The sequence below is a fragment of the Streptomyces sp. NPDC017991 genome (genome assembly GCF_044328075.1).
Lineage (GTDB): Bacteria > Actinomycetota > Actinomycetes > Streptomycetales > Streptomycetaceae > Streptomyces.
Genome location: NZ_JBIRGP010000006.1, coordinates 57,757 through 83,258, shown reverse-complemented (window position 1 = coordinate 83,258; position 25,502 = coordinate 57,757). Strand labels below are relative to the sequence as shown.

21 protein-coding genes are annotated in these 25,502 nt (G+C 71.5%); 17 read left to right on the top strand and 4 right to left on the bottom strand.

All coding sequences use genetic code 11. From position 1 onward, the window contains the following. Positions 1-13: 13 nt before the first annotated feature. The 3 genes from ACH4DZ_RS19320 to ACH4DZ_RS19310 form a co-directional block, all read right to left on the bottom strand. Complete coding sequence (locus ACH4DZ_RS19320) at positions 14-850, bottom strand: alpha/beta fold hydrolase (RefSeq protein WP_398288379.1); 837 nt, start codon at positions 848-850, stop codon at positions 14-16. Between the two features lie 254 nt (positions 851-1,104). Then, positions 1,105-1,845 (bottom strand): DUF6597 domain-containing transcriptional factor, encoded by a 741-nt coding sequence (locus tag ACH4DZ_RS19315; RefSeq protein WP_398288378.1) that lies wholly within the window; start codon positions 1,843-1,845, stop codon positions 1,105-1,107. A gap of 2 nt (positions 1,846-1,847) precedes the next feature. Next, on the bottom strand, positions 1,848-2,807 hold the full coding sequence (locus ACH4DZ_RS19310; RefSeq protein ID WP_398288377.1) for a cupin domain-containing protein: 960 nt from the start codon (positions 2,805-2,807) through the stop codon (positions 1,848-1,850). A gap of 80 nt (positions 2,808-2,887) precedes the next feature. Here ACH4DZ_RS19310 and ACH4DZ_RS19305 point away from each other — a divergent pair, with 80 nt between their 5' ends. Then, on the top strand, positions 2,888-3,724 hold the full coding sequence (locus tag ACH4DZ_RS19305) for an NAD(P)H-binding protein (RefSeq protein ID WP_398288376.1): 837 nt from the start codon (positions 2,888-2,890) through the stop codon (positions 3,722-3,724). Between the two features lie 85 nt (positions 3,725-3,809). Here the strand turns inward: ACH4DZ_RS19305 and ACH4DZ_RS19300 are convergent, their stop codons facing one another. Beyond that, positions 3,810-4,973, bottom strand: coding sequence for a YihY/virulence factor BrkB family protein (locus tag ACH4DZ_RS19300; RefSeq protein ID WP_398288375.1), 1,164 nt, complete (start codon positions 4,971-4,973; stop codon positions 3,810-3,812). An 829-nt stretch (positions 4,974-5,802) separates the two neighbouring features. Here ACH4DZ_RS19300 and ACH4DZ_RS19295 point away from each other — a divergent pair. The 16 genes from ACH4DZ_RS19295 to ACH4DZ_RS19220 all read left to right on the top strand — a co-directional run bounded on the left by ACH4DZ_RS19295 (position 5,803) and on the right by ACH4DZ_RS19220 (position 25,432). Beyond that, the gene (locus tag ACH4DZ_RS19295) at positions 5,803-8,250 is read left to right on the top strand and encodes a Pls/PosA family non-ribosomal peptide synthetase (RefSeq protein WP_398288737.1); all 2,448 of its coding nucleotides are present in this window, start codon (positions 5,803-5,805) and stop codon (positions 8,248-8,250) included. Between the two features lie 67 nt (positions 8,251-8,317). Further along, positions 8,318-10,723 (top strand): amino acid adenylation domain-containing protein, encoded by a 2,406-nt coding sequence (locus tag ACH4DZ_RS19290; protein ID WP_398288374.1) that lies wholly within the window; start codon positions 8,318-8,320, stop codon positions 10,721-10,723. Between the two features lie 104 nt (positions 10,724-10,827). Continuing rightward, positions 10,828-11,829, top strand: coding sequence for a TauD/TfdA family dioxygenase (locus ACH4DZ_RS19285; RefSeq protein ID WP_398288736.1), 1,002 nt, complete (start codon positions 10,828-10,830; stop codon positions 11,827-11,829). Continuing rightward, positions 11,826-12,914, top strand: coding sequence for a 2,3-diaminopropionate biosynthesis protein SbnB (gene sbnB, locus ACH4DZ_RS19280; protein ID WP_398288373.1), 1,089 nt, complete (start codon positions 11,826-11,828; stop codon positions 12,912-12,914). The genes ACH4DZ_RS19285 and sbnB overlap by 4 nt, the downstream gene beginning before the upstream one ends. A 70-nt stretch (positions 12,915-12,984) precedes the next feature. Next, complete coding sequence (gene sbnA, locus ACH4DZ_RS19275; protein WP_398288372.1) at positions 12,985-13,971, top strand: 2,3-diaminopropionate biosynthesis protein SbnA; 987 nt, start codon at positions 12,985-12,987, stop codon at positions 13,969-13,971. Between the two features lie 80 nt (positions 13,972-14,051). Further along, entirely contained in the window at positions 14,052-15,710 is a 1,659-nt protein-coding gene (locus ACH4DZ_RS19270) for an acyl-CoA dehydrogenase family protein (RefSeq protein ID WP_398288371.1), read from the top strand. Positions 15,711-15,983: 273 nt separating this feature from the next. Continuing rightward, positions 15,984-17,315, top strand: a complete 1,332-nt coding sequence (locus ACH4DZ_RS19265) for a GAF domain-containing protein (RefSeq protein ID WP_398288370.1) — start codon at positions 15,984-15,986, stop codon at positions 17,313-17,315. A gap of 185 nt (positions 17,316-17,500) precedes the next feature. Beyond that, complete coding sequence (locus ACH4DZ_RS19260; RefSeq protein ID WP_398288369.1) at positions 17,501-18,907, top strand: hypothetical protein; 1,407 nt, start codon at positions 17,501-17,503, stop codon at positions 18,905-18,907. 63 nt (positions 18,908-18,970) lie between these two features. After that, positions 18,971-19,546 carry a GNAT family N-acetyltransferase gene (locus ACH4DZ_RS19255; RefSeq protein ID WP_398288368.1) on the top strand — a complete coding sequence of 192 codons (576 nt, stop codon included), beginning with the start codon at positions 18,971-18,973 and terminating at the stop codon, positions 19,544-19,546. A 127-nt stretch (positions 19,547-19,673) separates the two neighbouring features. Further along, the gene (locus ACH4DZ_RS19250) at positions 19,674-19,757 is read left to right on the top strand and encodes a putative leader peptide (protein ID WP_349817346.1); all 84 of its coding nucleotides are present in this window, start codon (positions 19,674-19,676) and stop codon (positions 19,755-19,757) included. 148 nt (positions 19,758-19,905) lie between these two features. Beyond that, on the top strand, positions 19,906-21,603 hold the full coding sequence (locus tag ACH4DZ_RS19245) for a nitrite/sulfite reductase (protein ID WP_398288367.1): 1,698 nt from the start codon (positions 19,906-19,908) through the stop codon (positions 21,601-21,603). Next, on the top strand, positions 21,600-21,779 hold the full coding sequence (locus tag ACH4DZ_RS19240) for a hypothetical protein (RefSeq protein WP_398288366.1): 180 nt from the start codon (positions 21,600-21,602) through the stop codon (positions 21,777-21,779). The genes ACH4DZ_RS19245 and ACH4DZ_RS19240 overlap by 4 nt, the downstream gene beginning before the upstream one ends. Further along, positions 21,776-22,519: a phosphoadenylyl-sulfate reductase gene (locus ACH4DZ_RS19235; RefSeq protein ID WP_398288365.1), complete on the top strand. Its 744-nt coding sequence runs from the start codon at positions 21,776-21,778 to the stop codon at positions 22,517-22,519. Before ACH4DZ_RS19240 ends, ACH4DZ_RS19235 begins: the two co-directional genes overlap by 4 nt. Before the next feature lie 56 nt (positions 22,520-22,575). Further along, a complete protein-coding gene (gene cysC / locus ACH4DZ_RS19230; protein ID WP_384799995.1) occupies positions 22,576-23,127 on the top strand; it encodes an adenylyl-sulfate kinase in 552 nt (183 codons plus the stop codon). Further along, positions 23,124-24,065: a sulfate adenylyltransferase subunit CysD gene (gene cysD / locus ACH4DZ_RS19225; RefSeq protein ID WP_398288364.1), complete on the top strand. Its 942-nt coding sequence runs from the start codon at positions 23,124-23,126 to the stop codon at positions 24,063-24,065. The genes cysC and cysD overlap by 4 nt, the downstream gene beginning before the upstream one ends. Before the next feature lie 2 nt (positions 24,066-24,067). Then, on the top strand, positions 24,068-25,432 hold the full coding sequence (locus tag ACH4DZ_RS19220; protein ID WP_398288363.1) for a sulfate adenylyltransferase subunit 1: 1,365 nt from the start codon (positions 24,068-24,070) through the stop codon (positions 25,430-25,432). The last annotated feature ends 70 nt before the right edge of the window (positions 25,433-25,502 follow it).

Below are 25,502 nucleotides of genomic sequence, written 5' to 3'. Positions count from 1 at the left end.
AGACGGTTCGTGGTCAGTGGCTGAGGAAGTCGAGGAGGATTTCGTTGACCTCGGCGGTGTGGGTGGTGAGGAGCCCGTGGGGGGCGCCTTCGATCTCGACGTAGCGCGCGGCGGGCAGGGCCTTGGCGAAGCGCCGTCCGGTGGCGTCGATGGGCAGGGTGCGGTCGGCGGTCCCGTGCACGATCAGCGCCGGGACGTCGATGCGGGGGATGTCGGCGCGGAAGTCGGTGGACCAGGTCAGGGGCGCGGCCACCGAGGCGATCGCACCGGCACCGGCCGCCACGTTCCAGGCGTTGCGGACCGCTTCCTCGCTCACCCGGGTGCCGAGGTTCTCGTCGAGGTTGAAGAAGTCGCGGTAGAAGCCGGTGAAGAAGGCGTAGCGGTCCTTGGCGACCGCCTCGGAGACGCCCTCGAAGAAGGAGAGCGGGGCGCCGCCGTCGGGATTGTCCTCGGTGATGGCCAGGAACGGCTCCAGCGAGGCCAGGAAGACCGCCTTGGCGACCCGGGCGGAACCGTAGGCGGACAGGTAGCGGGCGACCTCACCGGTACCCATGGAGAACCCGACCAGGACCGCGTCGCGCAGGTCGAGGGTCTCCATCAGGGTGTTCAGGTCGGAGGCGAAGGTGTCGTAGTCGTAACCGGCCGAGGGCCGGCTCGACCGGCCGAAGCCGCGCCGGTCGTAGGTGATGACCCGGTTCCCGGCCTTCAGCAGGGCCGGCACTTGCCCCTCCCAGGAGTTGCCGTCCAGCGGGTAGCCGTGGATCAGCACGACCGGCCGGCCCGACCCCATGTCCTCGTAGTGCAGTTCGACGTCGGTGCTGTTCTCCGTGCCGACCTTGATGCGTCCCATGATGCTTGCTCCTTCGGTGAGTTGCGGGCGGTACCGGCGTTTGCCGCGTTCCGATGACCAGAACTATACGACCGGTCTACTCAGCCTGTCAACGATGCAACCGGGCGAGCGCCGCCGGACCGGAACAGGGCAGGAAGAGGGCCGGGACGTGGACCGGGACGAACACGTACAGATCCCCCGCGAACCCGAGCCCGAACCCGAACCCAGGGCTCAGGGCTCAGGGGCTCAGGGCTCAGGGCTCAGGGCTCAGGGGCTCAACGCCTCAGCAGCTCCCCCAACGGCGCCCCCGCCAAGCCCCGCACTTCCCGCGCGAGATGCGCCTGATCCGCATACCCCGCGACGGCGGCCGCGTCCACCGCCCCCACCCCACCCCGCACCAGCGCCAACGCCCGCTGCAAGCGCAGTACACGGGCCAGCGTCTTCGGCCCGTACCCGAACGCGGCCAGCGCCCGCCGGTGCAACTGCCGCTCGCTCCACCCCACCCCGTCCGCCGTGGAGGCGACGGACCGGCCCGCGGACAGTGCCGCGACGACGGCCCGAAGCCGCGGGTCCGGCGGTTCGGCGTCGGCCGCCCGCCGCACGGCCACCACCTCCAGCGCGGCGGCGGGATCGGCCGCCGCGTCGACCCGCTCGGTGAGCCGTCGTACCTCGGCCCCGTCCCACAGATCCGCGAGGTCGACGCGCCGGTCGCGCAGTTCATGGGCGGGTACGCCGAGGTAGGAGGGCGCGGTTCCGGGGAAGAAGCGGACGCCCGCGTACCGCCTCGCGTCTCCGGGGCCGTCGCTCTCACTCACGTACGCGTGGGTGTCGGGGCCCGCGACGAACAGCCGGCCCTCGGTCCACAGCAGGTCCATGCAGCCGTCGGGCAGGACCGGGGCGGCGTCACCCGGCACGGCGGTACGGGTCCACACGACCGCACCGGTGAGCCGCGACGCCCGTTCCCCGTACGGCGCCGGCGACGACTCGGAGTGCTGCTCGGCGTACGGCTCGGCCACAGTCAGAAGGCTACGCCGACCGACGGCCGGGCCGCCCGCGTCCGGTGTTCCTGCGGGCTGACCCCGTACACCCGTTTGAAGGCGCTGGACAGGGCGAACGCGCTGCCGTAGCCGACCTGGCGGGCGATCGCCTCCAGGGTGTCGCCGGTGTCGCGCAGCCGGTCGGCGGCGAGGGCGAGGCGCCAGCCGGTCAGGTACGTCATCGGGGGCTCGCCGACGAGTTCGCCGAAGCGGCGGGCGAGGGCGGCCCGCGAGACACCGGCCTTCGTGGCGAGGGAGGCGACCGTCCAGGGGTGCGCCGGGTCGTCCTGGAGGAGCCGCAGCACGCGGCCGACGACCGGGTCGGCGAGGGCCCGGTACCAGGCGGGGGCCTCGGCCTCCGGGCGGGAGAACCAGGCCCGCAGCGCGGCGATGACCAGCAGGTCGAGCAGCCGGTCGAGGACGACCTCCTGGCCTGGCTCGTCGCGCACGATCTCCTCGGTGAGCAGCGGGGTCAGCGGGCACTCCCACACGTCGGAGGTCAGCGTCAGCAGCGGCGGCAGCGCGTCGAGGAGCCGTCCGCCGACCTCTCCCCGCACCGGGTACGTGCCGATCAGCATCACCATGGAACCGTCGAGGCGCTGCCCCCAGGTGCGGACGCCGAGGTCCATGTGGCCGCGCATCGAGCGCCCGTCCGGGTAGGCGCACTCCTGGCCCGGCAGGATCACCGCGATGGGCGGGGTCGCGGGGTCGTCGGCGCAGGTGTACGGGTCGGGGCCGCGCGCGATGGCGAGGTCGCCGGCCCGCAGCAGCACGGGCTCGCCCCCGTCGGGTGTGATCCAGGACTCGCCGCGGATCACCAGCACGACGGTGAGCGGGGCGCGGTCCTCGATCCGCAGGGACCAGGGTGGTTCGAAGCACGCCCGGATCATGAAGGCGCCACGCGCGCGTGGACCCTCAAGAAGGCCTGCGAGTGCGTCCATGGCCCCACAGTAGACGCGCTCTTATGGGAACGAGAGGTTCAGTGATGTCCCCTTGCCGCGCGCGGCCGTTGACTGGACCCATGACGGGAAACACGCGCAACGGGACGGTGTTGGTGACGGGCGCCTCGGGGAAGACCGGGCGCCGGGTGGCGCAGGCCGCGGAGGCCGCGGGGTTCCGGGTGCGGGCCGCTTCGCGCGGGGGCGACGTGCGCTTCGACTGGTACGACCCCTCGACGTGGGACGAGGCGCTGCGCGGGGCCGACGCGGCGTATCTGGCGTACGCGCCGGACGTCGGTGCGCCGGGCGCGGCCGGGAACGTCGCCGCGTTCGCCCGGCGGGCCCAGGATCTCGGCGTGCGCCGGCTGGTGCTGCTGTCGGCGCGCGGGGAGCGTCAGGCGGAGCCGGCCGAGCGGGCGCTGCGGGAGTCGGGGGCGGCGTGGACCGTGGTGCGGGCCGACTGGTTCTTCCAGAACTTCAGCGAGGGCCTGCTGCTGGACGGGGTGCGCGGCGGTGAGTTCGTGTTCCCGGCGGGCGAGGTGCCGGTGCCGTTCATCGACGCGCGCGATCTCGCGGAGGTCGTGGTGAAGGCGCTGTCGGACTCCTCGTACACGGGACGGACGCTGGAGGTCACGGGGGCTCGGCTGCTGTCCTTCCGGGAGGCCATGGCGGAGATCTCCACCGCGGCGGGCCGGGAGATCCGGTACGTGCCGGTGCCGACGAGGGAGTACGGGGCGATCCTGGCCGGGTTCGGGCTGCCGGCCGAGGAGGTCGCGTTCATGGAGGAGGTCTTCGACGGGCTGCTCGACGGTCGCAACGCGACGACCACGGACGTCGTACGGCGGGTCCTGGGCTGTGCGCCGCGCGACTTCGCCGACTTCGCGCGGGAGCACGCGGCGGACGGGGTGTGGAAGGTCTGATGCCGCACGCCCCCGGGTCGCCCTGACCGCCCCGCCGCGGACCCCGCGGCGGGGCCCCGTCCCGCACCGCGGCGGAGGCGCCTCGTCACTGCGGCGGAGGCGGCTCGTCGCTGTTCTTGGGGGTGGACTTGGCGTGGGTGCGCAGCCGGGAGGTGACGTCCTCCGGGGGCAGGAAGCGGGACCAGCGCTCGGGGAACTCGGAGGGCATGTCCGGGTCGTCGGGGTCGTCGTAGCCGTCCTCGGCCTGCGCGGCGCGGGCCGCCGCCGCGCGGGCCACGAGGTCGGCGGCCTGCTCGGCGCGCAGCCGTTCGTTGACGGCGCGGGCGGCGGCGGTGGCCGCGGCGGGCCAGACGCGGTCGATGGCCGCGTTGACGGCGGCGCCCACGAGCACGGCGAAGGCGGCGACGCCGATCCACAGGAGGACGGCGACGGGCGCGGCCAGGGAGCCGTAGATCGTGGGGCCCTCGACGGTGTTCGTCAGGTAGATGCGCAGCAGGAGGCTGCCCAGCACCCACATGGTGAGTGCCACGAGCGCGCCGGGCACGTCCTCGATCCACGGTGAGCGCACCGGTACTGACACGTGGTACAGCGTGGTCAGGAAGACGATGGACAGGACGATGACGACGGGCCAGTAGAGCACCTGTACGACGGTCGTCGACCACGGCACGACGTTCACCACGGCGTCGGGGCCCGCGACCATCAGCGGCAGGGCGACCGAGCCGATCAGCAGGGCCACGAGGAAGAGCAGGAAGGCCATCAGGCGGGTCCTGACGATGCCGCGCACCCCGTCGAGGCCGTACATGACGGTGATGGTGTCGATGAAGACGTTCACCGCGCGCGAGCCGGACCACAGGGCGAACAGGAAGCCCAGGGAGATGACGTCGGGCCGGCCGCCCTCCATCACGTCGTGCAGGAGCGGTTCGGCGATCTGTGCGACGCCCTTGTCGGTCAGGACCGTGCGGGAGGCCTCCAGGAGGCTGGTCTCCACGCTGGCGATGGTGTCGGCGCCGGTCCAGTCGTCGACGTAGCCCAGCAGGCCGATCATGCTCAGCAGCAGCGGCGGCACGGACAGCAGCGTGAAGAACGCCGCCTCCGCCGCGAGTCCGAGGATCCGGTACTCGACGCACGAGTTCACGGTGTCCTTGAGCAGCAGCCAGGCGGTCCTGCGCTTCGAGACGTTCCGATAGAGGGCACGCGCCCGGTGGAGACGACCGGACGTCCTCTGAGGGGGTTCACTTGCTGGCTGCACGCCCTAAAGGTATCCGCCGCGCGGCGTCGCACTCATCCCCGGTGCCGCGACCGGAGCGGGTGTGGCGGGAGCGGCGCACGCGGCCCGGTGGGGCAACGGTACTGATCCGGTTCCGTCATACGCCGGAAAAGCGGCAGCAATTCCGCGGTAATCGTAAAGATAAATCGAACCCTTTTTCTGTCATGACCGCGTGGCTGAAATACCTGCCCTGCGGAAGTGGAATGCGCGACGGCATATGCACTGCCCACGGGTGAGTTCCCCGGTCGCACGGTCGGACGAGATCATTCCGGGCGGTGGCGGTTGAAGCATCGAACAGCGAGAAAGCGCCATAGGACGAAACGCCCTTGACCCGTTCATGAGCACGCCGAAACAATTCGGATTGCATTGCGCTGGGCACGTGGGGGCGGCTCGGCGGCACCACGACACGGGGGACTCAGAAGGGCCCGGAGGAGGGCCCGACACAGCCGCGTCACCCGTGATCCGCAAGGGGAAGCACGCGGATCACGCCGTGCGGCACCGCACCTTTCCACGCGGCCACTTCACACACTTCCCGAACATCCTTTTCTCGCCTGCCCTGACACAACACAGCCAGCGCGAGAAACAATTCTACCTTCCGGCACACCGGAGTCACCCACGAATCACCGTGGTTCACCGGAACATCTTTCGTCACCAATTCAGGTGCGTGATGAAACTGCGGGCGTGAATCCTTCGTATACCCATCCGAGTACCAAACACTTCCGAACGGTCCACAAGTACGAGCAATCACCAGCAAGGAGATCAAGTGGTGGGAAATCCCACTGAGGTCGCGACCGTCGCTCCGGCGCTGTCCGTGACCGCCCGCGACCCGGTGAACGGGATCGAACCTGTCCTCGCGGAGGTGCTCGCCGGTGTCGTACGCGCCGAGCAGGTCCCCGTCGACAGTCACTTCTTCGACGACCTCGGTGCCAACTCCCTGGTGATGGCACACTTCTGCGCCCGGGTCAGGAAGCACCCCGACCTGCCGGCCGTGTCGATGCGCGACGTGTACGGCCACCCGACGATCCGCGGTCTGGCGGCGGCGCTCGCCGAGATCCCGGGCGAGGCGCCCGCGCCGCCTGCGGAACCGGCCGCGCCGCCCGCGGTGGGCAGCAGCGCGCGGTACGTCCTGTGCGGGGCGCTGCAGTTCCTCGTCTTCGCGGCGTACTGCCTGCTCTCCGGGCTCGTCACCGCACAGGGGTACGCCTGGGTGTCGGCCGGGGACGGCGTCGTGGACGTCTATCTGCGGTCGGCGCTCTTCGGGGGCGGCGTCTTCGTCGGCCTGTGCACGCTGCCGGTGGTGGCCAAATGGGTGCTGGTCGGCCGCTGGAAGGAGACCGAGTTCCCGGTCTGGAGCCTGGCCTATCTGCGCTTCTGGACCGTCAAGGTGCTGGTGCACGCGAACCCGATGGTCCTGTTCGCCGGCAACCCGCTGTACGTGCTCTATCTGCGGGCCCTGGGCGCGCGGATCGGCAGGAACGTCACGATCCTCTCGCACGCGGTACCGGTCTGCACCGACCTGTTCACCGTCGGCGCGAACACGGTGATCCGCAAGGACTCGCACTTCCTCTGCTACCAGGCGCACGCCGGACGCATCCGCACCGGCCGGGTCACGCTGGGCCAGGACGTGTTCGTCGGCGAGAACACCGTCCTCGACATCGGCGCCTCCCTGGGTGACGGATCCCAGCTCGGCCACGCGTCGGCGCTGTACGGCGGCGCCGCGGTACCGGCCGGGCAGCACTGGCACGGTTCGCCGGCCGAGCGCACGGACGTGGACTACGTACGGGTCGCCCCGGCGGAGTGCGGCACCGCGCGCCGGGTGGGCTACGGCCTGGCCACCGTCCTGCAGACGCTCCTGGTCACCATGCCGCTCCTCGTCGGGGGCACCTACATGCTGCTGACGGTGGCACCCTCGCTGGACGTGCTGCTGAACACACAGGCGCGGCACATCACGTCCGGGCGGTTCTATGCCGAGGCGTTCGCCCTGTCGGCCGCTCTCTTCGTGGGCTTCATCGTGGTCGGCTTCACCGTCGTGACCGTGGTCCCGCGGCTGCTGAACCGGTTCCTGGAGCCGGACCGGGTCTACCCGCTCTACGGCTTCCACTACTCGGTGCAGCGTTCCGTCGCGCGGCTGACCAACGCCGCGTTCTTCAAGTGGCTGTGCGGGGACAGCTCGTACATCGTCCACTACCTGCGGGCCATCGGGTACGACCTCTCGCACGTCGAGCAGACCGGCTCCAACTTCGGCACGGCGGTGGCGCACGAGACACCGTTCCTGGCCACCGTCGGGCGCGGCACGATGGTCGCCGACGGGTTGTCGATCATGAACGCCGAGTTCTCGGGCACGTCGTTCCGGGTCTCGCGCGCGACGATCGGGGCGAACAGCTTCCTGGGCAACCACATCGCCTATCCGGTGGGGGGCCGCACGGGCGAGAACGTCCTGCTGGCGACGAAGGTCATGGTCCCGCTGGACGGGGAGGTCCGCGAAGGGGTGGGCCTGCTGGGCTCGCCGCCCTTCGAGATCCCGCGGACCGTGGAGCGCGACACCCGCTTCGACCACCTGCGCGAGGGTGACGAGCTGCACCGCCGCCTCGCCGCGAAGAACCGCCACAACCTGCGCACGATGGGCCTGTTCCTGTTCATCCGGTGGTTCGACATGTTCGTGCTCACGGTCCTCGGCTTCGCCGCCCTCGACCTGTACGGGGAGTACGGCGCCGTCGGCGGGCTGCTGATCGGGGCGTCCCTGATCGTCGGCCTCGTGTTCACCACCGGCTACTACGTGCTGGTGGAGCGGACCATCCTGCGGTTCCGTCCGCTGGAGCCGCGGCTGCACTCCATCTACGACCCGCTCTTCTGGCGGCAGGAACGGCTGTGGAAGCTCCCCGACAAGCACCTCGCCGTGTTCAACGGCACCCCGTTCAAGAACGTGGTCTGGCGGCTCCTCGGGGTCCGCATCGGCCGCCGGGTCTTCGACGACGGGGCCTACATCACCGAGCGCACGCTCACCGCCATCGGGGACGACTGCACCCTCGGCGCACACAGCAAGGTGCAGGCGCACTCGCAGGAGGACGGCACCTTCAAGTCCGACCACATCGAGATCGGCGACGGCGTCACGCTCGGCGTCGGCGCGCTCGTCCACTACGGCGCGTCCGTGGGGGACGCCGCCGTGATCGCCGCCGACTCCTTCCTGATGAAGGGCGAGGAGGTACCGCCGGGGGCGCACTGGGGCGGGAACCCGGCGGCCGAACAGCGGCGCGCCTGACGGCACCGCAGGCATCACAGGCATCGCAGGCACCACAGCACATACGGGAACACAGGGGGAACACAGAATGGACACGATCCCGAGGTGGACGCTCGACCCGGTCCCGGGCACGGCGGAGTACGAAGTCCCGCTGCCCGAAGGACCGGTGCCGGAGCCGTCCGCGCTCCTGGCCGCACACGCCAAGGTCCTCGCGGCCCTGTCCGGTGAGCGCGAGGCCGTCACCGGCTACGTCACCGCGAAGGGCGCGGCGCCGGTGCTCCGCCGGCTGGCCGTCGGCCCCGGCACCTGGCGCGACCTGCTGGCGCGGGCGGACCTGGCGGTCCGCGAGGCCGCCCACGAACCGGCCGGGGGGCCGCCCGTGCGGGAGGCGGGCGGCTACCCGGTCCCCTTCGCGGCCGTGCTCGACCCGCACGGCGGCAACGTCACCGGGCGCACCGCCAACACTGCCGACACCGCTGGCACCGCCGACACCGCGAACGCCGTGCTGCACGTGAGCGTGGCGGACCGCTTCCTGCGGCTGCGCCACCGCACCGACGTCCTGGACGCCGACGCCGCCGCGCGCATCGCCGGCTACCACCTGACCGCGCTCGGCCTGCTGGCCGCCGACCCGGACGCCGCGCACGACCGGCACGGCCTCCTGGGCGAGGACGAACTCCGGTTCCAGCTCGACGCTCTGGCCGGGCCGCACCGCGAACTGCCGGACCGCCGCGTCCACGAGCTCTTCGAGGAGCGGGTGGCCGCCCATCCGGACGCCGTCGCCGCCGTCCAGGGGGACGAGGAGTGGACGTACCGCGAGCTGAACGCGCGGGCCAACCGCATCGGCCGGGCCCTGCTCGCGCGCGGGCTGCGCCCCGAGGGGGTCGTCGCGGTCGTCATGGAACGCGATCTGGACTGGATGGCCGGCGTCCTCGCGGTCCTCAAGGCGGGCGGGGTCTACCTGCCCGTCGAGCCGCACTTCCCGGCCGGGCGCATCGAGAAGACGCTCAGGCGCGCCGGCTGCGAACTCGTCCTGACCGAGGGCGGCAGCACCGCGACGCTGGACGGGGCCGACACCGGCGCCCGCGTCCTGCACGTCGAGGCGGCCTACGCGGAGGACCACGCCGACGGCGACCTCGGTGTCGCGGTCGCCGCGGACCAGCTCGCCTACATCTACTTCACCTCCGGCTCCACCGGGGAGCCCAAGGGCGCGATGTGCGAGCACGCGGGCTTCGTCAACCACGTCCTCGCCAAGATCGACGACCTTCGGGTCGGCGAGGGGCAGGTCGTCGCGCAGACGGCGCCCCAGTGCTTCGACATCTCGCTGTGGCAGCTCGTCTCCGCGCTGCTGGTCGGCGGGCGGACGCTGCTGGTCGCCCAGGAGGTGATCCTGGACGTCCCGCGCTTCGTGGACACGATCACGGACGGCGGGGTCAATGTGCTCCAGGTCGTCCCGTCGTATCTCGAAGTCGTCCTCGCCGAGCTGGAGCAGCGCCCGCGCGAACTGCCCGACCTGCACTGTGTGTCGGTCACCGGGGAGGCCGTCAAGAAGGAGCTCGTCCAGCGCTGGTTCGCGGCCGAGCCGCGCATCCGGCTGGCCAACGCCTACGGGCTGACCGAGACCTCCGACGACACCAACCACGAGGTCATGGACCGGGTGCCGGACGAGGACCGGGTCCCGCTGGGCCGGCCGGTCGCGAACGTGCGCGTGTACGTCGTCGACGAGCACCTGTCCCCCGTACCGCTCGGCGCGCCCGGCGAGATCGTCTTCTCCGGGGTGTGCGTCGGCCGCGGGTACGTCAACGACCCCGAGCGCACGAAGGCCGCGTTCGGGGACGACCCGTACCGGCCGGGTGAGCGGCTCTACCGCAGCGGGGACCACGGCCGGTGGCTGCCCGGCGGGAAGCTGGAGTTCCTGGGCCGCCGGGACAGCCAGGTGAAGATCCGCGGCTTCCGCATCGAGATCGGCGAGATCGAGAACGCGCTGCTGCGGGTGGACGGCGTCCGGGACGGCGCCGTGGTGGTCGCGGGCGGCACGCGTCTGGTGGCGTTCTGCGCCGGGTCGGAGCCGCTCGACCCGCAGGCGGTGCTGGAGCGGCTCGCCGGGTCGCTTCCCGCGTACATGGTGCCGTCGGCCGTCCACCGGCGCGAGAGTCTGCCGCTGACCGCCAACGGCAAGATCGACCGCAAGACGCTGACCGCGCTCGCCGAGGATCTCGGCTCCGCCGCCGGCGGTGCGGACGGCCAGGACGGCGAGCGGGCGCCGGGCACACCGGGCGAGCTGCGCCTGGCGGCGGCCTGGGCGAAGGTGCTGGGCATCCCGCAGGACCGGATCGGCCGCCTGGACCACTTCTTCGACCGCGGCGGCACCTCCCTCGCCGCGGTGAAGCTGGCGGTCGCGCTGGACCGGGCGATCACCCTCAAGGACGTCGCCCGCCACCCCGTCCTCGCCGACCTGGCGGGACTGCTCGACACCCCCGCCAGGGAGGCGTCGTGAACCGCGCCGAGCACCGGGGCCGGAATCCGGCGCGGGAGCCGGCCCAGGACCACACGTACATCCGCGCACAGTCCGAACAGCGCGAGACCGGAAGGAACCACACGATGTCCTCGACTCCGACGCTGCTGCCCGACGTCGTCCTGAGTCCCGGCAGCCCCCCGGTCCTGCGCGCCGACGTGGCCGGGGACACGGCGGGCTGGGCGGCCGTCCACCGGGACGCGCTGCGCGCCGTGGTCGCCGAGCACGGCAGCGTCCTGGTCCGCGGCCTGGGTCTGAGCGACCCGGACACGACCGGGGACGTGTTCCGGCGCCTGGCCACCAGCCTGATGCCCGACCGGGAGTCCTTCGCACCCCGGCGGACGTACGCGGACGGCGTGTACTCCTCCACCAAGTGGCCGCCCAACCAGCAGATGTGCATGCACCACGAGCTGAGTTACGCGGTCGAGTTCCCCGCTCTCATGCTGTTCGCGTGCCTCGACGCGCCGGCCGGGGGCGGCGCCACCGCGGTCGCCGACGCGCCCACCGTGCTCGACGCGCTGCCGGCCGGCCTCGCCGAACGGTTCGCCCGGGAGGGCTGGCTGCTCACGCGGACGTACAACGACGAGATCGGGGCGTCGCTCGGCGAGGCCTTCGGCACCGAGGACCGCGCCTCCGTCGAGCGCTACTGCCGTGCCCACGCGATCGAGTTCGCCTGGCAGGGCGACGGCTCCCTGCACACCCGCCAGCGCCGCGCCGCGGTGGTCCGGCACCCCGGCACGGGACGGCTCTGCTGGTTCAACCAGATCGCCTTCCTCAACGAGTGGACGATGGACCCCGAGGTGCGGGAGTACCTGGTGGACGTCTACGGCCCCGACGGGCTGCCCTTCAACACCCGCCACGGCAACGGGGATCCGATCGGCGAGGACGTCGTCCGGCGGATCAACGAGGTGTACGAGGCCCACACCGTGCGCGAGCCGTGGCGCTCCGGTGACCTGATGATCGTCGACAACATCCGCACCGCGCACAGCAGGGAGCCCTTCGAGGGTCCGCGCGAGGTGCTCGCCGCGCTGGCCGACCCGATCCGGCTGTCCGACCGCACACCCACGACCGAAGTGAGGACCGCATGACCGGCACGGAACAGGCGACGCAGGCCGCCGAGGCGTCAGGGGCGTCGGGGGCGTCCAAGACGCTCACCGCTCCCCCGTTCTCCGTCGTCTCCGGTGCCCAGGTCCAGCAGGCCCTGGAGGGGCGGGAGTCCGAGCTCGCGGACCTCGTCGAGCGGGTGTACCGGCTGCACGGGGGCGGCGACTCGGTGAACCCGCCGTCGTACTTCCTGCGCTTCCCCGACCGCCCGTCGTCGCGGATCATCGCGCTGCCTGCGTCGATCGGCGGGGACATCGGGGTGGACGGCATCAAGTGGGTCTCCAGCTTCCCCGGGAACACGGCGTCCGGACTGCCCCGTGCCTCGGCCGTGCTGATCCTCAACGACCACGAGACGGGCTACCCGTTCGCCTGCCTGGAGAGCTCGATCATCAGCGCCGCCCGGACGGCGTCCTCCGCGGCGCTCGCGGCCGACCGGCTCAGCCGGAGCCGCACCCGGCCGGTGAGGGTCGGGTTCGTCGGCACCGGGCTGATCGCCCGCCACATCCACACCCATCTGACCGCCACCGGCTGGTCGTTCGAGGAGACCGGGGTCTTCGACCTGTCCGCGGACAGCGCGGCCGGTTTCCGCGGCTATCTGGAACGGTCGGGCGCCAAGGGCCGGCTCACCGTGCACGACAGTGCCGAGTCGCTGGTCCGCTCCAGTGATCTGCTGGTCTTCGCCACCGTCGCGGGCGCTCCGCACATCCACGACCTCGGGTGGTTCGACCACGCCCCGCTGGTGCTGCACGTGTCGCTGCGCGACCTGGCGCCCGAGATCCTGCTCGCCTCGGCCAACTTCGTGGACGACATCGAGCACTGCCTGAAGGCGGAGACCTCTCCGCATCTGGCCGAACGCCTCAGCGGTGGCCGGGACTTCATCGACGGCACCCTGGACGACGTGCTGTCCGGGCGGGTGACCGTTCCGGCCGACCGGACGGTGATCTTCTCGCCCTTCGGCCTCGGGGTCCTCGACCTCGCGGTCGGCAAGTTCGTCCACGACGAGGTGGCCCGGCGGGGCGAGCCGCACGTCGTGGACGGCTTCTTCCACGAGCTGCGCCGGCACGGCTGACCGGCGGGCGCCGTGCCGCACGGGACGTGGGCACGGCGCCGCACGAAGGCCGCATGAATGAGGGGGACTCATGCCTGTCATTTCCGATCCTTCGGAATTCAACGAGAACGAGCTCTACGTCGACCTGCGGGCGGCGATGGGGCTGCCGCTCTTCCTGAAGTGCGAGGGGTTCAACTTCGCGGGGTCGATCAAGATGAAGGCGGCCACCGAGATGGTGGACGCCGCCGAACGCAGCGGCGCCCTGCGACCGGGATCCGTCCTGGTCGAGTCGTCGTCCGGGAACCTGGGCGTGGCACTGAGCGTGATCGCCGCGAGCCGTGGCTACGGGTTCCGGTGCGTGACCGACGCGCGCTGCAACCCGACGACCCGGCGGATGATGGAAGCTCTGGGCAGCGTGGTCCACGTCGTCGAGGAACCCGCTCTGCACGGCGGCTTCCTGGGCGCCCGGATCGCGTACGTACGGGCGCTGTGTGCCTCGGACGACCGGTACGTCTGGCTCAACCAGTACGCCAACGACAGCAACTGGCGGGCGCACTACCGCACCACGGCGCCCGCCATCGCGCGCCACTTCCCGGACCTGGACGTGCTGTTCGTCGGGGCCGGCACGACCGGCACCCTGATGGGCTGCGCGCGCTGGTTCTGGCAGTGGCGGCGGCGGGTGCGGATCGTCGCGGTGGACAGCGTCGGCTCGGTGACCTTCGGCGGGCCCGCGCGCCCGCGGCTGATCCCGGGTCTCGGCATGGGCGTACGTCCGCCGATGCTCGACGCGTCGTACGTGGACGACGTGGTGCACGTGGAGGAGGCAGACACCGTCCGTGTCTGCCGCCGGCTGGCCGCACGGGGCTTCCTGTTCGGCGGCTCCACGGGCACGGTCGTCAGCGGGGCGACCGCCTGGATGGACCTGCACGGGGGACGGGACCTCACGTCGGTGGCGATCGCCCCCGACCTCGGCGAGCGCTACCTCGACACCGTCCACAGCCCGAGCTGGTCGGTGAGCCCGCGCGGCGAGGACACCCTCGGCTCCGGCGACCTGGCCGCGCTGTCGCGTCCGGCCTGACCGGACGGCGGCGCTCCGGCGTACGGGGGGTGCGGCGGGAGTTTGGTGACGAACGCCGCACCGCGGGTAGGTTCGCAGTCATGGCAGCCCGCACCCACACCGTGACCAACCAGGCTCCGCCGCTGGTCGCGTACGACCTCTTCACCGCCGACCGGGCCCTCGTGGAGGCGGTCGGCCGGCATCTCGACCCCGCGCTCCTCGACGAGGCGCACAGTGAATTGTCTGCCCTCGGGCGCACCTCCGGGTCCGCGCAGGTCCAGAAGTGGGGGGCGCTGGCCAACGAGAACCCGCCGAAACTGCTCACCCACGACCGCTACGGCGAGCGCCTGGACGAGGTGGAGTTCCATCCGTCCTGGCACCGGCTGCTCGGCAAGGGCGTGTCGGCGGGACTGACGGCGGCCTGGTCACGGCCGGGCGGACATGTGCGGCGCGCGGCCGGATTCCTGGTCTGGAGCCAGGTCGAGGCGGGCAACGGCTGTCCGCTGTCGATGACCCACGCGGCGGTGCCCGCGCTGCGCACCGACCCGGCGCTCGCCGCCGAGTGGGAGCCCCGGCTCACGTCCACCGTCTACGACCAGGGCCTGCGTCCGGCCGCGAAGAAGGCCGGTGCCCTGTTCGGGATGGGCATGACGGAGAAGCAGGGCGGCAGCGACGTACGGGCGAACACGACGGCCGCCCGGCCGCTCGCCGAGGACGGGACGTACGAGCTGACGGGCCACAAGTGGTTCTGCTCGGCGCCGATGTCGGACGGCTTCCTGGTCCTGGCGCAGGCGGGCGCCGCGGGTGAACGGGGCGACCGGGACGCTCTCACCTGCTTCCTGGTGCCGCGGGTGCTGGCGGACGGCACCCGCAACGTCTTCCGGATCCAGCGGCTCAAGGACAAGCTGGGCAACCGGTCGAACGCCTCCGCCGAGGTCGAGTTCGACGGTACCTGGGCGCGCCGGGTCGGCGAGGAGGGGCGCGGGGTGCGCTCCATCATGGGGATGGTCGCGGCGACCCGGCTCGACTGCGTGCTCGGCTCGGCGGGGCTGATGCGGCAGGCCGTCGCGCAGGCCGTGCACCACTGCGAGTACCGCGAGGCGTTCGGCGGCAGGCTGGTCGACAAGCCGCTGATGCGCAACGTGCTGGCGGACCTGGCCCTGGAGTCGGAGGCGGCGACGACCCTCGCGCTGCGGCTGGCCGCCGCGTACGACGACGGCGGCGAGCAGGAGCGGGCCTTCCTGCGGCTCGCGGTGCCGGCGGCCAAGTACTGGGTGACCAAGCGGTGCACGCCGGTCGTGGCGGAGGCCCTGGAGTGCCTGGGCGGCAACGGGTACGTGGAGGAGTCCGGCATGCCGCGACTGCTGCGCGAGTCGCCGCTCAACTCCATCTGGGAGGGCGCCGGGAACGTCCAGGCGCTCGACGTGCTGCGGGCCCTCCAGCGCGAGCCGTCCGCCCTGAACGCGTACCTCCAGGAGGTCGGTCTCGCGCGCGGCGCCGATCACCGGCTGGACGGCGCGATCAAGAACCTGCTGACCGAACTCGCCGATCTGGGCGGCGTCGAGGGGCGTGCCCGGCGGGTCGTCGAGCGGATCGCCGTGGTGCTGCAGGGTTCGCTGCTGGTGCGCTTCGCGCCGCCGGAGGTCGCCGACGCGTTCTGCGCGTCACGCCTCGGCGGGGACTGGGGATCGTCGCTGGGAACGCTGCCGCACACGCTCGACCTGGCCTCGGTGGTGGAGCGGGCCCGCCCCGTCTCCTGACCCGGCCCCGGCTTCTTCCGGGCCGGCTCCGGCACGGGGGTGGTACTGCGCCGACACGGCACCACCCCCGTGCGTCGTCAAGTCTCGGCCGCGCACCGGGCGTCGCACCAGAGTTGCAGAGGGTTGCAACCTCTCCGCACTCTGTCCTGACCTTGCGTACTCTGCATGGAATCTCCGCTGTGCACCCGGACTGTCGCCCTGCGTGACGGACACCCGTCACCCTGTCCGGATCGACAGCTGTCGGCTGTCCGCTCAGGCCCTCGGGAGGACGCGGTGGCGCACTCGCCAACGGACGTGGCACGGCTGGCCGCCGGGGACGCGGCGCGGGCGGCCCGCGTACTCGACGAGGTACGCGACGCCACCCTGTCCGGGCAGCCGGGGCCGCTCGGCCCGCGGCCGGTCATCGGGGAGTCCTGGGGGCGCATGCTGCGCGACGGCGTGGACCCCGACCACGACTTCCGCGCCGGGCTGCTCGACCGCGACGAGATCGAACGGCGGCGCCGGCAGTCCCCGCTGCGGCACGTCCTGCCGGTGCTGCGCGAGGGGCTGTTGTCGGTCGCGGACATCACCCGCCACATCATGGTCGTGGCGGACGGGGAGGGCCGGGTGCTGTGGCGCGAGGGCAGCAGGCCCGTGCTGCACCGGGCCGACGGCTTCGGTTTCGAACTCGGCGCGCACTGGGGCGAGAACGTCGTCGGCACGAACGGCATCGGCACCCCCACGGTCGTCCGCCGCCCCGTCCAGGTCTTCGCCGCCGAACACTTCGTACGCACCCACGCCACCTGGACCTGCACGGGCGCACCGATCACCGACCCCCGCGACGGCCGGCTGATCGGAGTCGTGGACGTCAGCGGGCCCTGGGAGACGATGCATCCGTCGACCCTGGCGTGGGTCGACTCGGTGGCCAAGCTCGCCGAGGCGCGGCTGCGGGAGCGGCATCTGGCCGCGCTGGACCGGCTGCGCTCGGTGGCCGCGCCGGTCCTCGCCCGGATCACCGGCCGCGCCCTCGTGGTCGACCGGGACGGCTGGACCGCCGCGGTCACGGGCATGCCGCACCTGGACCGGGTGGCGCTGCCCGCCGCGCCCGGCACCGACCGGATCTGGCTGCCGTCGCTCGGCCTGTGCTCGGTGGAACCGCTGTCCGACGGCCGGCTGGTACGCGCCCCGGACGGGCGCCGCGCGCCGAGCGACGCCACCCGGATCGAGCTGGACGTGTCGCGGCCGCGCCACTGGTCGGTGACCGTGGCGGACGGGGCGGGCACCTGGACCCACGAACTGAGCCCCCGCCACACCGAGTTGCTGTACCTCCTGGCCCTGCACCGCACCGGCCGCAGCGCCGCCGCCCTGGCCGACGACCTGTTCGGCGACCCGGCGCGCACGGTGACCGTACGGGCCGAGATGTCGCGGGTACGCCGCTATCTGGGAGCCGTACTGGACCACCGCCCGTACCGTTTCCGCGAGACGGCCGAGGTACGGACGGTCCTCCCCGACAACCCTCTCGACCTGCTTCCGTACTCGACGGCTCCGGGGGTGGTGCGCTCACGCCTCACAGGTAGCGCGTCCGGACCGGTGGAACCGGACCGCGCGGACCACCGGCCGGGGTGACAACGGCATCCTCTCTCCCCCGCGGGAGCCACGGGAGCCATTGGGCGCAATCCCGACCTATTACCGGGTATTCGACCTCGCTCGTCCCCCTCTGCCGTACCATCCAACCCACGGCCCCCCACACCCGTCTCCTCCGGCCCAACCGCCGGATCGAAGGAGGCAGTTGGCCGCCGACGGGAGGACCTATGACATATCGAGGCAGACATCGCCGCCGGAACAAGGGGCGTGTCCTGCGGGCCACCCTGTCCGGGGCCGCCCTCGCCCTCACCGCCGCCGCCACCATCATCACCACCTCGCAGGCCGCCGGCAGCGACAATCCCGGCCCCCTGAAGCCGCTCACCTCGTCGTCGGAGATCGGCAAGCTGCAGCTGCACGAGAACCTGGTCGCCGAGTCGACGCTCGACACCCTGCAGAGCGGAATGGGCGGGTCCGTCGGGGTCGACGCCGTTCTCAAGAGCGCCAACCACCCGATGCGCGACCAGGCCGACTGCGACGCGACCGAGTCGGCCGCCCTGCCCGTCGAGCCCACCGCGTCCCGCGCGTACTGCTGGGACAGCGGGGACGCCACGACACAGAAGTGGCTGCCGCAGTCCGTCACCACCTCCGGGGACGCCGACGACGACGGCAAATGGGGCTCCGACCGGGTCATCCTGGCGGGCTGGACCCACAACGACCACAAGGCGGGCGAGCCCGACGCCGACAAGGGGCTGGCCCGGGTCGCCTTCATCGACGCGAACGACCCGAAGAACCTCAGGTACCGCTGGGTCCTGCTGGTCGCCCCGCTCTCCGGCGGCAAGGACTTCGGGGCCGTACGGTCGCACGTCGGCGGCATGGTCTGGTACCAGGACAAGCTGATCGTCACCGCGAAGAACGGCGCCGATCACGACAACGCCCTGTTCGTCTTCGACATGAACCGCATCCTTCGCGCCGATGTGAACAGCACCGAGGTGGGCAGGGTGGACGGCGGCTGGTCGGCGCGCGGCTACCAGTACGTGCTGCCGGCCGTCGGTTCGTACAACCTCACCGGCGGGGCGTGCGGCGCGGGCGACAACAACGGACGCCCCTGTTTCGCGTCGGTCTCCCTGGACCGCACCTCGACACCGGACAGCCTGGTCGCCAACGAGTGGTTCAGCTCCGGCGGCACCGAACCGGCCCGCGTCTGGCGCTACCACTACAGCACCGCGAGCGACCGCACGGGCCTGCTCGGCAGCAACGCCAGTGACCTCGTGAACGCCGACGAGGCGTACGAGACCGAGGCCGTCGGGCTGCAGGGCGTCCTCTCGCACAAGCCGGACGGGGCGAGCAAGGCCGACTGGTACACCGGCTACGCCCCGGGCAGCCGCGACCGGCACGGCACGCTCTGGCGCCAGAACGAGAGCGCCGCGAAGGCCGCGCAGTGCGGCGACGGCGGAACGTCGTACGCCTGCTGGGGGCAGCACACCGAGTCCCTGTCGTACTGGCAGGAGACCGGCGAGCTGTGGACGCTCACCGAGTGGGCGGCGAACAAGGACAACGCGTGGGAGGCGCCGGCGATCCCGGAGCGGGTGCTGTACTCGGTCCCGCTGTCGGCGGTCGACGACTCGGTGCAGTGACCCGCCGCAGGGACGGGCATCCCGCTTTGGAGCGGAGCCCGTCCCCGTGGTTCGCTGACCCGCATGAGCATCGCTGTGACCACCTGGTCCCTGGAGCAGACCGCTCCGGCCGACCGGCTGCCCGCCACCGCCCCCGACGGAGACGGTGATGTCCGGATCGTCCGCGCGGAGGTGCCCTCCCCCGAGTTCAGCCGCTTCCTCTACGCCTCCGTCGGCGGCGACATCCGCTGGACAGACCGGCTCGGCTGGACGTACGCGCAGTGGCGGGACGACCTGGACCGGCCGGGCGTGGAGACCTGGGTCGCGTACGACCGCGGGACGCCCGCCGGATACGTACAGCTGGAGGCGCAGGACGACGGCGTCGTGGAGATCGTCTACTTCGGCCTGATCCCGGCCTTCCGCGGCCGGCGCATCGGCGGACACCTCCTCTCGTACGGGGTCGCGCGGGCGTGGGACCTGGCCGATCGCTGGCCGGGGCGGGCGACGACGAAGCGCGTCTGGTTGCATACATGCAGCAAGGACGGGGAGCACGCGATGGACAACTACCTGCGCCGCGGCTTCAAGCTCTTCGACACGAAGGTGGAGGAGGAGCCGGACGTGACCACCCCCGGACCCTGGCCCGGAGCGCAGGTCGGCTGACCTGGCGGGATGTGATCCGAAGCCGATCTTGTGACTGTCGCCACCCTCGTCCCACATTTCGGGACCAGGGTGTCCGCATCCTGGACGAAGCTGGACTGTGTCCAGATCGCCGTGACACGCTTCCGTCATGTCTGGAACTGGAATTGCCTTGGTGAGTCGGCGGCACGTCGACCTCGGCCGCATGTCCAGCGCCATCTGTCCGGTCCGCTGACCCACGGCACCAGGGGCCACGCCCCCGTGCCCGGCACCACCGACATTCCCCCCTGTCTCGACTTGCGCAATGCCGCGCACGCATGCCCGTATGCACTCGTACGCGCAGGTCAGAGCCGCATCCGTCTGTCCCGAAGGACGTAGAAACCATGGCCGCCACTCCGCAGGATCCCGCTGCCGCAACGCCCCGCCGCAAGGTGAGCCGTCACCGCGGTGAGGGTCAGTGGGCCGTGGGTCACTACACCCCGCTCAACGGCAACGAGCAGTTCAAGAAGGACGACGACGGTCTCAACGTGCGGACGCGCATTGAGACGGTCTACTCCAAGCGGGGCTTCGACTCGATCGACCCCAACGACCTGCGCGGCCGTATGCGCTGGTGGGGGCTCTACACCCAGCGCAAGCCCGGCATCGACGGCGGCAAGACCGCGATCCTGGAGCCGGAGGAGCTGGACGACAAGTACTTCATGCTGCGGGTACGGATCGACGGCGGACGCCTCACCACGCAGCAGCTGCGCGTCATCGGCGAGATCTCGCAGGAGTTCGCGCGCGGGACCGCCGACCTCACCGACCGGCAGAACGTCCAGTACCACTGGATCCGCATCGAGGACGTCCCGGAGATCTGGGAGCGTCTGGAGGCCGTCGGGCTGTCCACGACCGAGGCCTGCGGTGACACGCCCCGCGTGATCCTCGGCTCACCCGTCGCCGGCATCGCCGAGGACGAGATCATCGACGGCACGCCCGCCATCGACGAGATCCACCGCCGCGTCATCGGCAACAAGGACTTCTCGAACCTGCCCCGCAAGTTCAAGACCGCGGTCTCCGGCTCGCCGCTCCTGGACGTGGCGCACGAGATCAACGACGTCGCGTTCGTCGGTGTGAACCACCCCGAGCACGGCCCCGGCTTCGACCTCTGGGTCGGCGGCGGCCTCTCCACCAACCCGAAGATCGGCCAGCGCCTCGGGACCTGGGTCCCGCTCGACGAGGTCGCCGACGTCCACATCGGCGTCCTGTCGATCTTCCGCGACTACGGCTACCGGCGCCTTCGTACCCGCGCCCGTCTGAAGTTCCTGGTCGCCGACTGGGGCGTCGAGAAGTTCCGCCAGGTCCTGGAGGACGAGTACCTGCAGCGCAAGCTGGTCGACGGCCCGGCCCCCGACCAGCCCCTCGCCCGCTGGCGCGACCACGTCGGCGTGCACCGGCAGCAGGACGGCCGCTTCTACGTCGGCTTCGCCCCGCGCGTGGGCCGCGTGGACGGCACCACCCTCACGAAGATCGCCGAACTGGCCGAGGCACACGGCTCCGGCCGGCTGCGGACCACCGTCGAGCAGAAGATGATCGTGCTCGACGTCGAGCAGGAGCGGATCGACTCCCTGGTGGAGGGGCTGGAGGCGCTCGACCTGCGGGTCCGCCCGTCCACCTTCCGGCGCGGCACCATGGCCTGCACCGGCATCGAGTACTGCAAGCTCGCCATCGTCGAGACCAAGGCGCGCGGTGCCTCCCTGATCGACGAACTCGAACGCCGGATGCCCGAGTTCGACGAGCCCGTCACCATCAACATCAACGGCTGCCCGAACGCCTGCGCCCGTATCCAGGTCGCGGACATCGGTCTCAAGGGCCAGTTGATGCTCGACACCGAGGGCAACCAGGTCGAGGGCTACCAGGTCCACCTGGGCGGCGCGCTCGGACTCGAAGCCGGATTCGGCCGCAAGGTCCGCGGTCTGAAGGTCACCGCGGACGACCTGCCCGACTACGTCGAGCGGGTCCTGAAGCGCTTCGAGGAGGAGCGCGAGGACGGCGAGCGCTTCGCCGCGTGGGCCACCCGCGCCTCCGAGGAGGCCCTGTCATGAGCGAGCGCGCGGCGCCCTTCTACTGCCCCTACTGCGGCGACGAGGACCTGCGTCCCGGCGAGCAGAGCCATGGCTCCTGGGAATGCGGAGCGTGCAACCGAGCCTTCCAGTTGAAGTTCCTCGGGTTGCTGACCCGTGGACTTCAGCGCAACGACGGTGGAGGGGACGAGATATGACGGCCGTGCAGACCAATACCGATACCGATGCCGGGATCGAGACCGATACCGAGACGGACGCCGAGTTCAAGGCGCTCGCCGAGCAGGCCGGCCGCGATCTGGAGGACGCCTCCGCGCTGGAGATCCTCCAGTGGGCCGTGAAGACGTTCGGCAGGCAGTTCTGCGTCACCTCCTCGATGGAGGACGCGGTGGTCGCCCACCTGGCGTCCCGCGCGAACCCCGGCGTGGACGTCGTGTTCCTCGACACGGGCTACCACTTCCCCGAGACCATCGGCACCCGGGACGCCGTCGAGGCCGTGATGGACGTCAACGTCATCACCCTCACCCCGCGGCAGACCGTGGCCGAGCAGGACGCCGAGTACGGGCCGAAGCTGCACGACCGCGACCCCGACCTGTGCTGCGCGCTGCGGAAGGTCGCACCGCTGGAGCAGGGGCTGACCAAGTACCGCGCCTGGGCCACCGGACTGCGCCGCGACGAGTCCCCGACCCGGGCGAACACCCCCGTCGTCGGCTGGGACGAGAAGCGCCTCAAGGTCAAGATCTCGCCGATCGCCCGCTGGACCCAGGACGACGTGGACGCGTACGTGAGCGAGCACGGTGTCCTCACCAACCCGCTGCTCATGGACGGCTACCCGTCCGTCGGCTGCGCCCCCTGCACCCGCCGGGTGCTGGAGGGCGAGGACGCGCGCGCCGGCCGCTGGTCCGGCAGCGGCAAGACCGAGTGCGGACTGCACGGCTGACCATGACCGCGACGCCCCTGACGACCGCGACGACCGTGACCGGCTCGACGACCTCGATGAACCAGGAGAACCAAGTGACCGGAGCCACCATCTGGCTCACGGGTCTGCCGAGCGCCGGCAAGACCACCATCGCGTACGAACTGGCCGGACGGCTGCGCGAGGAGGGCCACCGCGTCGAGGTGCTCGACGGCGACGAGATCCGTACGTTCCTGACGGCGGGCCTCGGCTTCAGCCGCGAGGACCGGCACACGAACGTGCAGCGCATCGGCTTCCTCGCCGACCTGCTGTCCCGCAACGGCGTCAAGACGCTGGTGCCGGTCATCGCCCCGTACGCCGACAGCCGCGAGGCGGTGCGCAAGCGCCACCAGGCGAGCGGTGCCGCGTACCTGGAGGTGCATGTCGCCACGCCCGTCGAGGTGTGCAGCGAGCGGGACGTGAAGGGCCTGTACGCCAAGCAGGCGGCGGGCGAGATCTCCGGGCTCACCGGGGTCGACGACCCGTACGAGGCACCCGAGTCGCCCGACCTGCGCATCGAGTCGCACACCCAGTCCGTGCAGGAGTCCGCGGCGGCGCTCCACGCGCTGCTCGCCGAGAGGGGTCTCGCATGACGACGACCGTCGCCGACGTCTCCGAGGAGGGGACCGACAGCCCGTACGCCCTGAGCCATCTGGACGCTCTGGAGTCCGAGGCGGTGCACATCTTCCGCGAGGTGGCGGGCGAGTTCGAGCGGCCGGTGGTGCTCTTCTCCGGTGGCAAGGACTCCATCGTCATGCTGCACCTGGCACTGAAGGCGTTCGCACCCGCCGCGGTGCCCTTCTCCCTGCTCCACGTGGACACCGGACACAACTTCCCCGAGGTCCTGGAATACCGCGACCGCACCGTCAAGAAGCACGGCCTGCGGCTCCATGTGGCCTCCGTACAGGACTACATCGACCGCGGTGTGTTGCGGGAACGTCCCGACGGGACGCGTAACCCGCTGCAGACCGTGCCGCTGACCGAGAAGATCCAGGCCGAACGCTTCGACGCCGTGTTCGGCGGCGGCCGGCGGGACGAGGAGAAGGCCCGCGCCAAGGAGCGGGTGTTCTCCCTGCGGGACGAGTTCTCCCAGTGGGACCCGCGCCGCCAGCGCCCCGAACTGTGGAACCTCTACAACGGACGCCACGCCCCCGGCGAGCACGTCCGCGTCTTCCCCCTGTCCAACTGGACCGAACTCGACGTGTGGCAGTACATCGCCCGCGAGGGCATCGAACTGCCCGAGATCTACTTCGCCCACGAGCGGGACGTCTTCCAGCGGGCCGGCATGTGGCTCACCGCCGGCGAGTGGGGCGGCCCCAAGGACGGCGAGACGGTCCAGACCCGCCTCGTGCGCTACCGCACGGTCGGCGACATGTCCTGCACGGGCGCGGTCGACTCCGACGCCACCACCCTGGACGCCGTGATCACCGAGATCGCCGCCTCCCGGCTCACCGAGCGGGGCGCCACCCGCGCCGACGACAAGATGTCCGAGGCAGCGATGGAAGACCGCAAGCGCGAGGGGTACTTCTAGCCATGACCAGCACCACCGAGCCCACCGAGCCCGTCGAGCCGCTGTCGGTCGAGCAGCTGTCCGAGACGACGCTGCTCCGGTTCGCGACCGCGGGTTCCGTCGACGACGGCAAGTCCACCCTCGTCGGCCGCCTGCTCCACGACTCCAAGTCGGTCCTCACCGACCAGCTGGAAGCCGTCGCACACGCCTCACGCAACCGCGGCCAGGACACCCCCGACCTCGCCCTCCTCACCGACGGCCTGCGCGCCGAACGCGAACAGGGCATCACCATCGACGTCGCCTACCGCTACTTCGCCACCCCCAAACGCCGCTTCATCCTCGCCGACACCCCCGGCCACGTGCAGTACACCCGCAACATGGTCACCGGCGCCTCCACCGCCGAACTGACCGTGGTCCTCGTCGACGCCCGCAACGGCGTCGTCGAACAGACCCGCCGCCACGCCGCCATCGCCGCCCTCCTGCGCGTCCCCCACGTCGTCCTCGCCGTCAACAAGATGGACCTCGTCGACTACCAGGAGCCGGTTTTCGCCGCCATCGCCGAGGAGTTCACGGCGTACGCGTCCGAACTGGGCGTCCCCGAGATCACCGCGATCCCGATCTCCGCGCTCGCCGGGGACAACGTGGTGGACCCCTCCGCGAACATGGACTGGTACGGCGGCCCCACCTTCCTGGAGCACCTGGAGACCCTGCCGGTCAGCCACGACCTCGCGACCTGCCACGCGCGGCTGCCCGTGCAGTACGTGATCCGTCCGCAGACCGCCGAGCACCCGGACTACCGCGGGTACGCCGGTCAGATCGCGGCCGGGGCGTTCCGCGTCGGCGAGCAGGTCACCGTGCTGCCCTCCGGCCGTACCTCGCGGATCGCCTCGATCGACCTGCTGGGCGAGCCGGTCGACCTGGCCTGGACGACGCAGTCCGTGACGGTCCTCCTGGAGGACGACGTCGACATCTCGCGCGGCGACCTGATCGTGCCGACCAAGGACGCGCCCGCGACCACGCAGGACATCGAGGCGACGGTCTGCCACGTGGCCGACGCGCCGCTGACCATCGGCCACCGGGTGCTGCTCAAGCACGGCACCCGCACGGTCAAGGCGCTCGTCAAGGACATCCCCTCGCGGCTGACCCTCGACGACCTGTCCCTGCACCCGCACCCGGGCCACCTGGTCGCCAACGACATCGGGCGCGTGAAGATCCGTACCGCCGAGCCGCTGCCGGTGGACTCGTACGCCGACTCCCGGCGCACCGGCTCGTTCATCCTCATCGACCCCTCCGACGGGACCACGCTCACCGCGGGCATGGTCGGCGAGTCCTTCGCCTCCCCGGAGCCGGTCAGGGCCGAGGCGGACGAGGACGGGTGGGACTTCTGACATGACGGCCACCACGGACTTCTACTCCACGTTCGCGAAGGAGGGCGGCCGCGTCGGCAGCGGCGCCCTC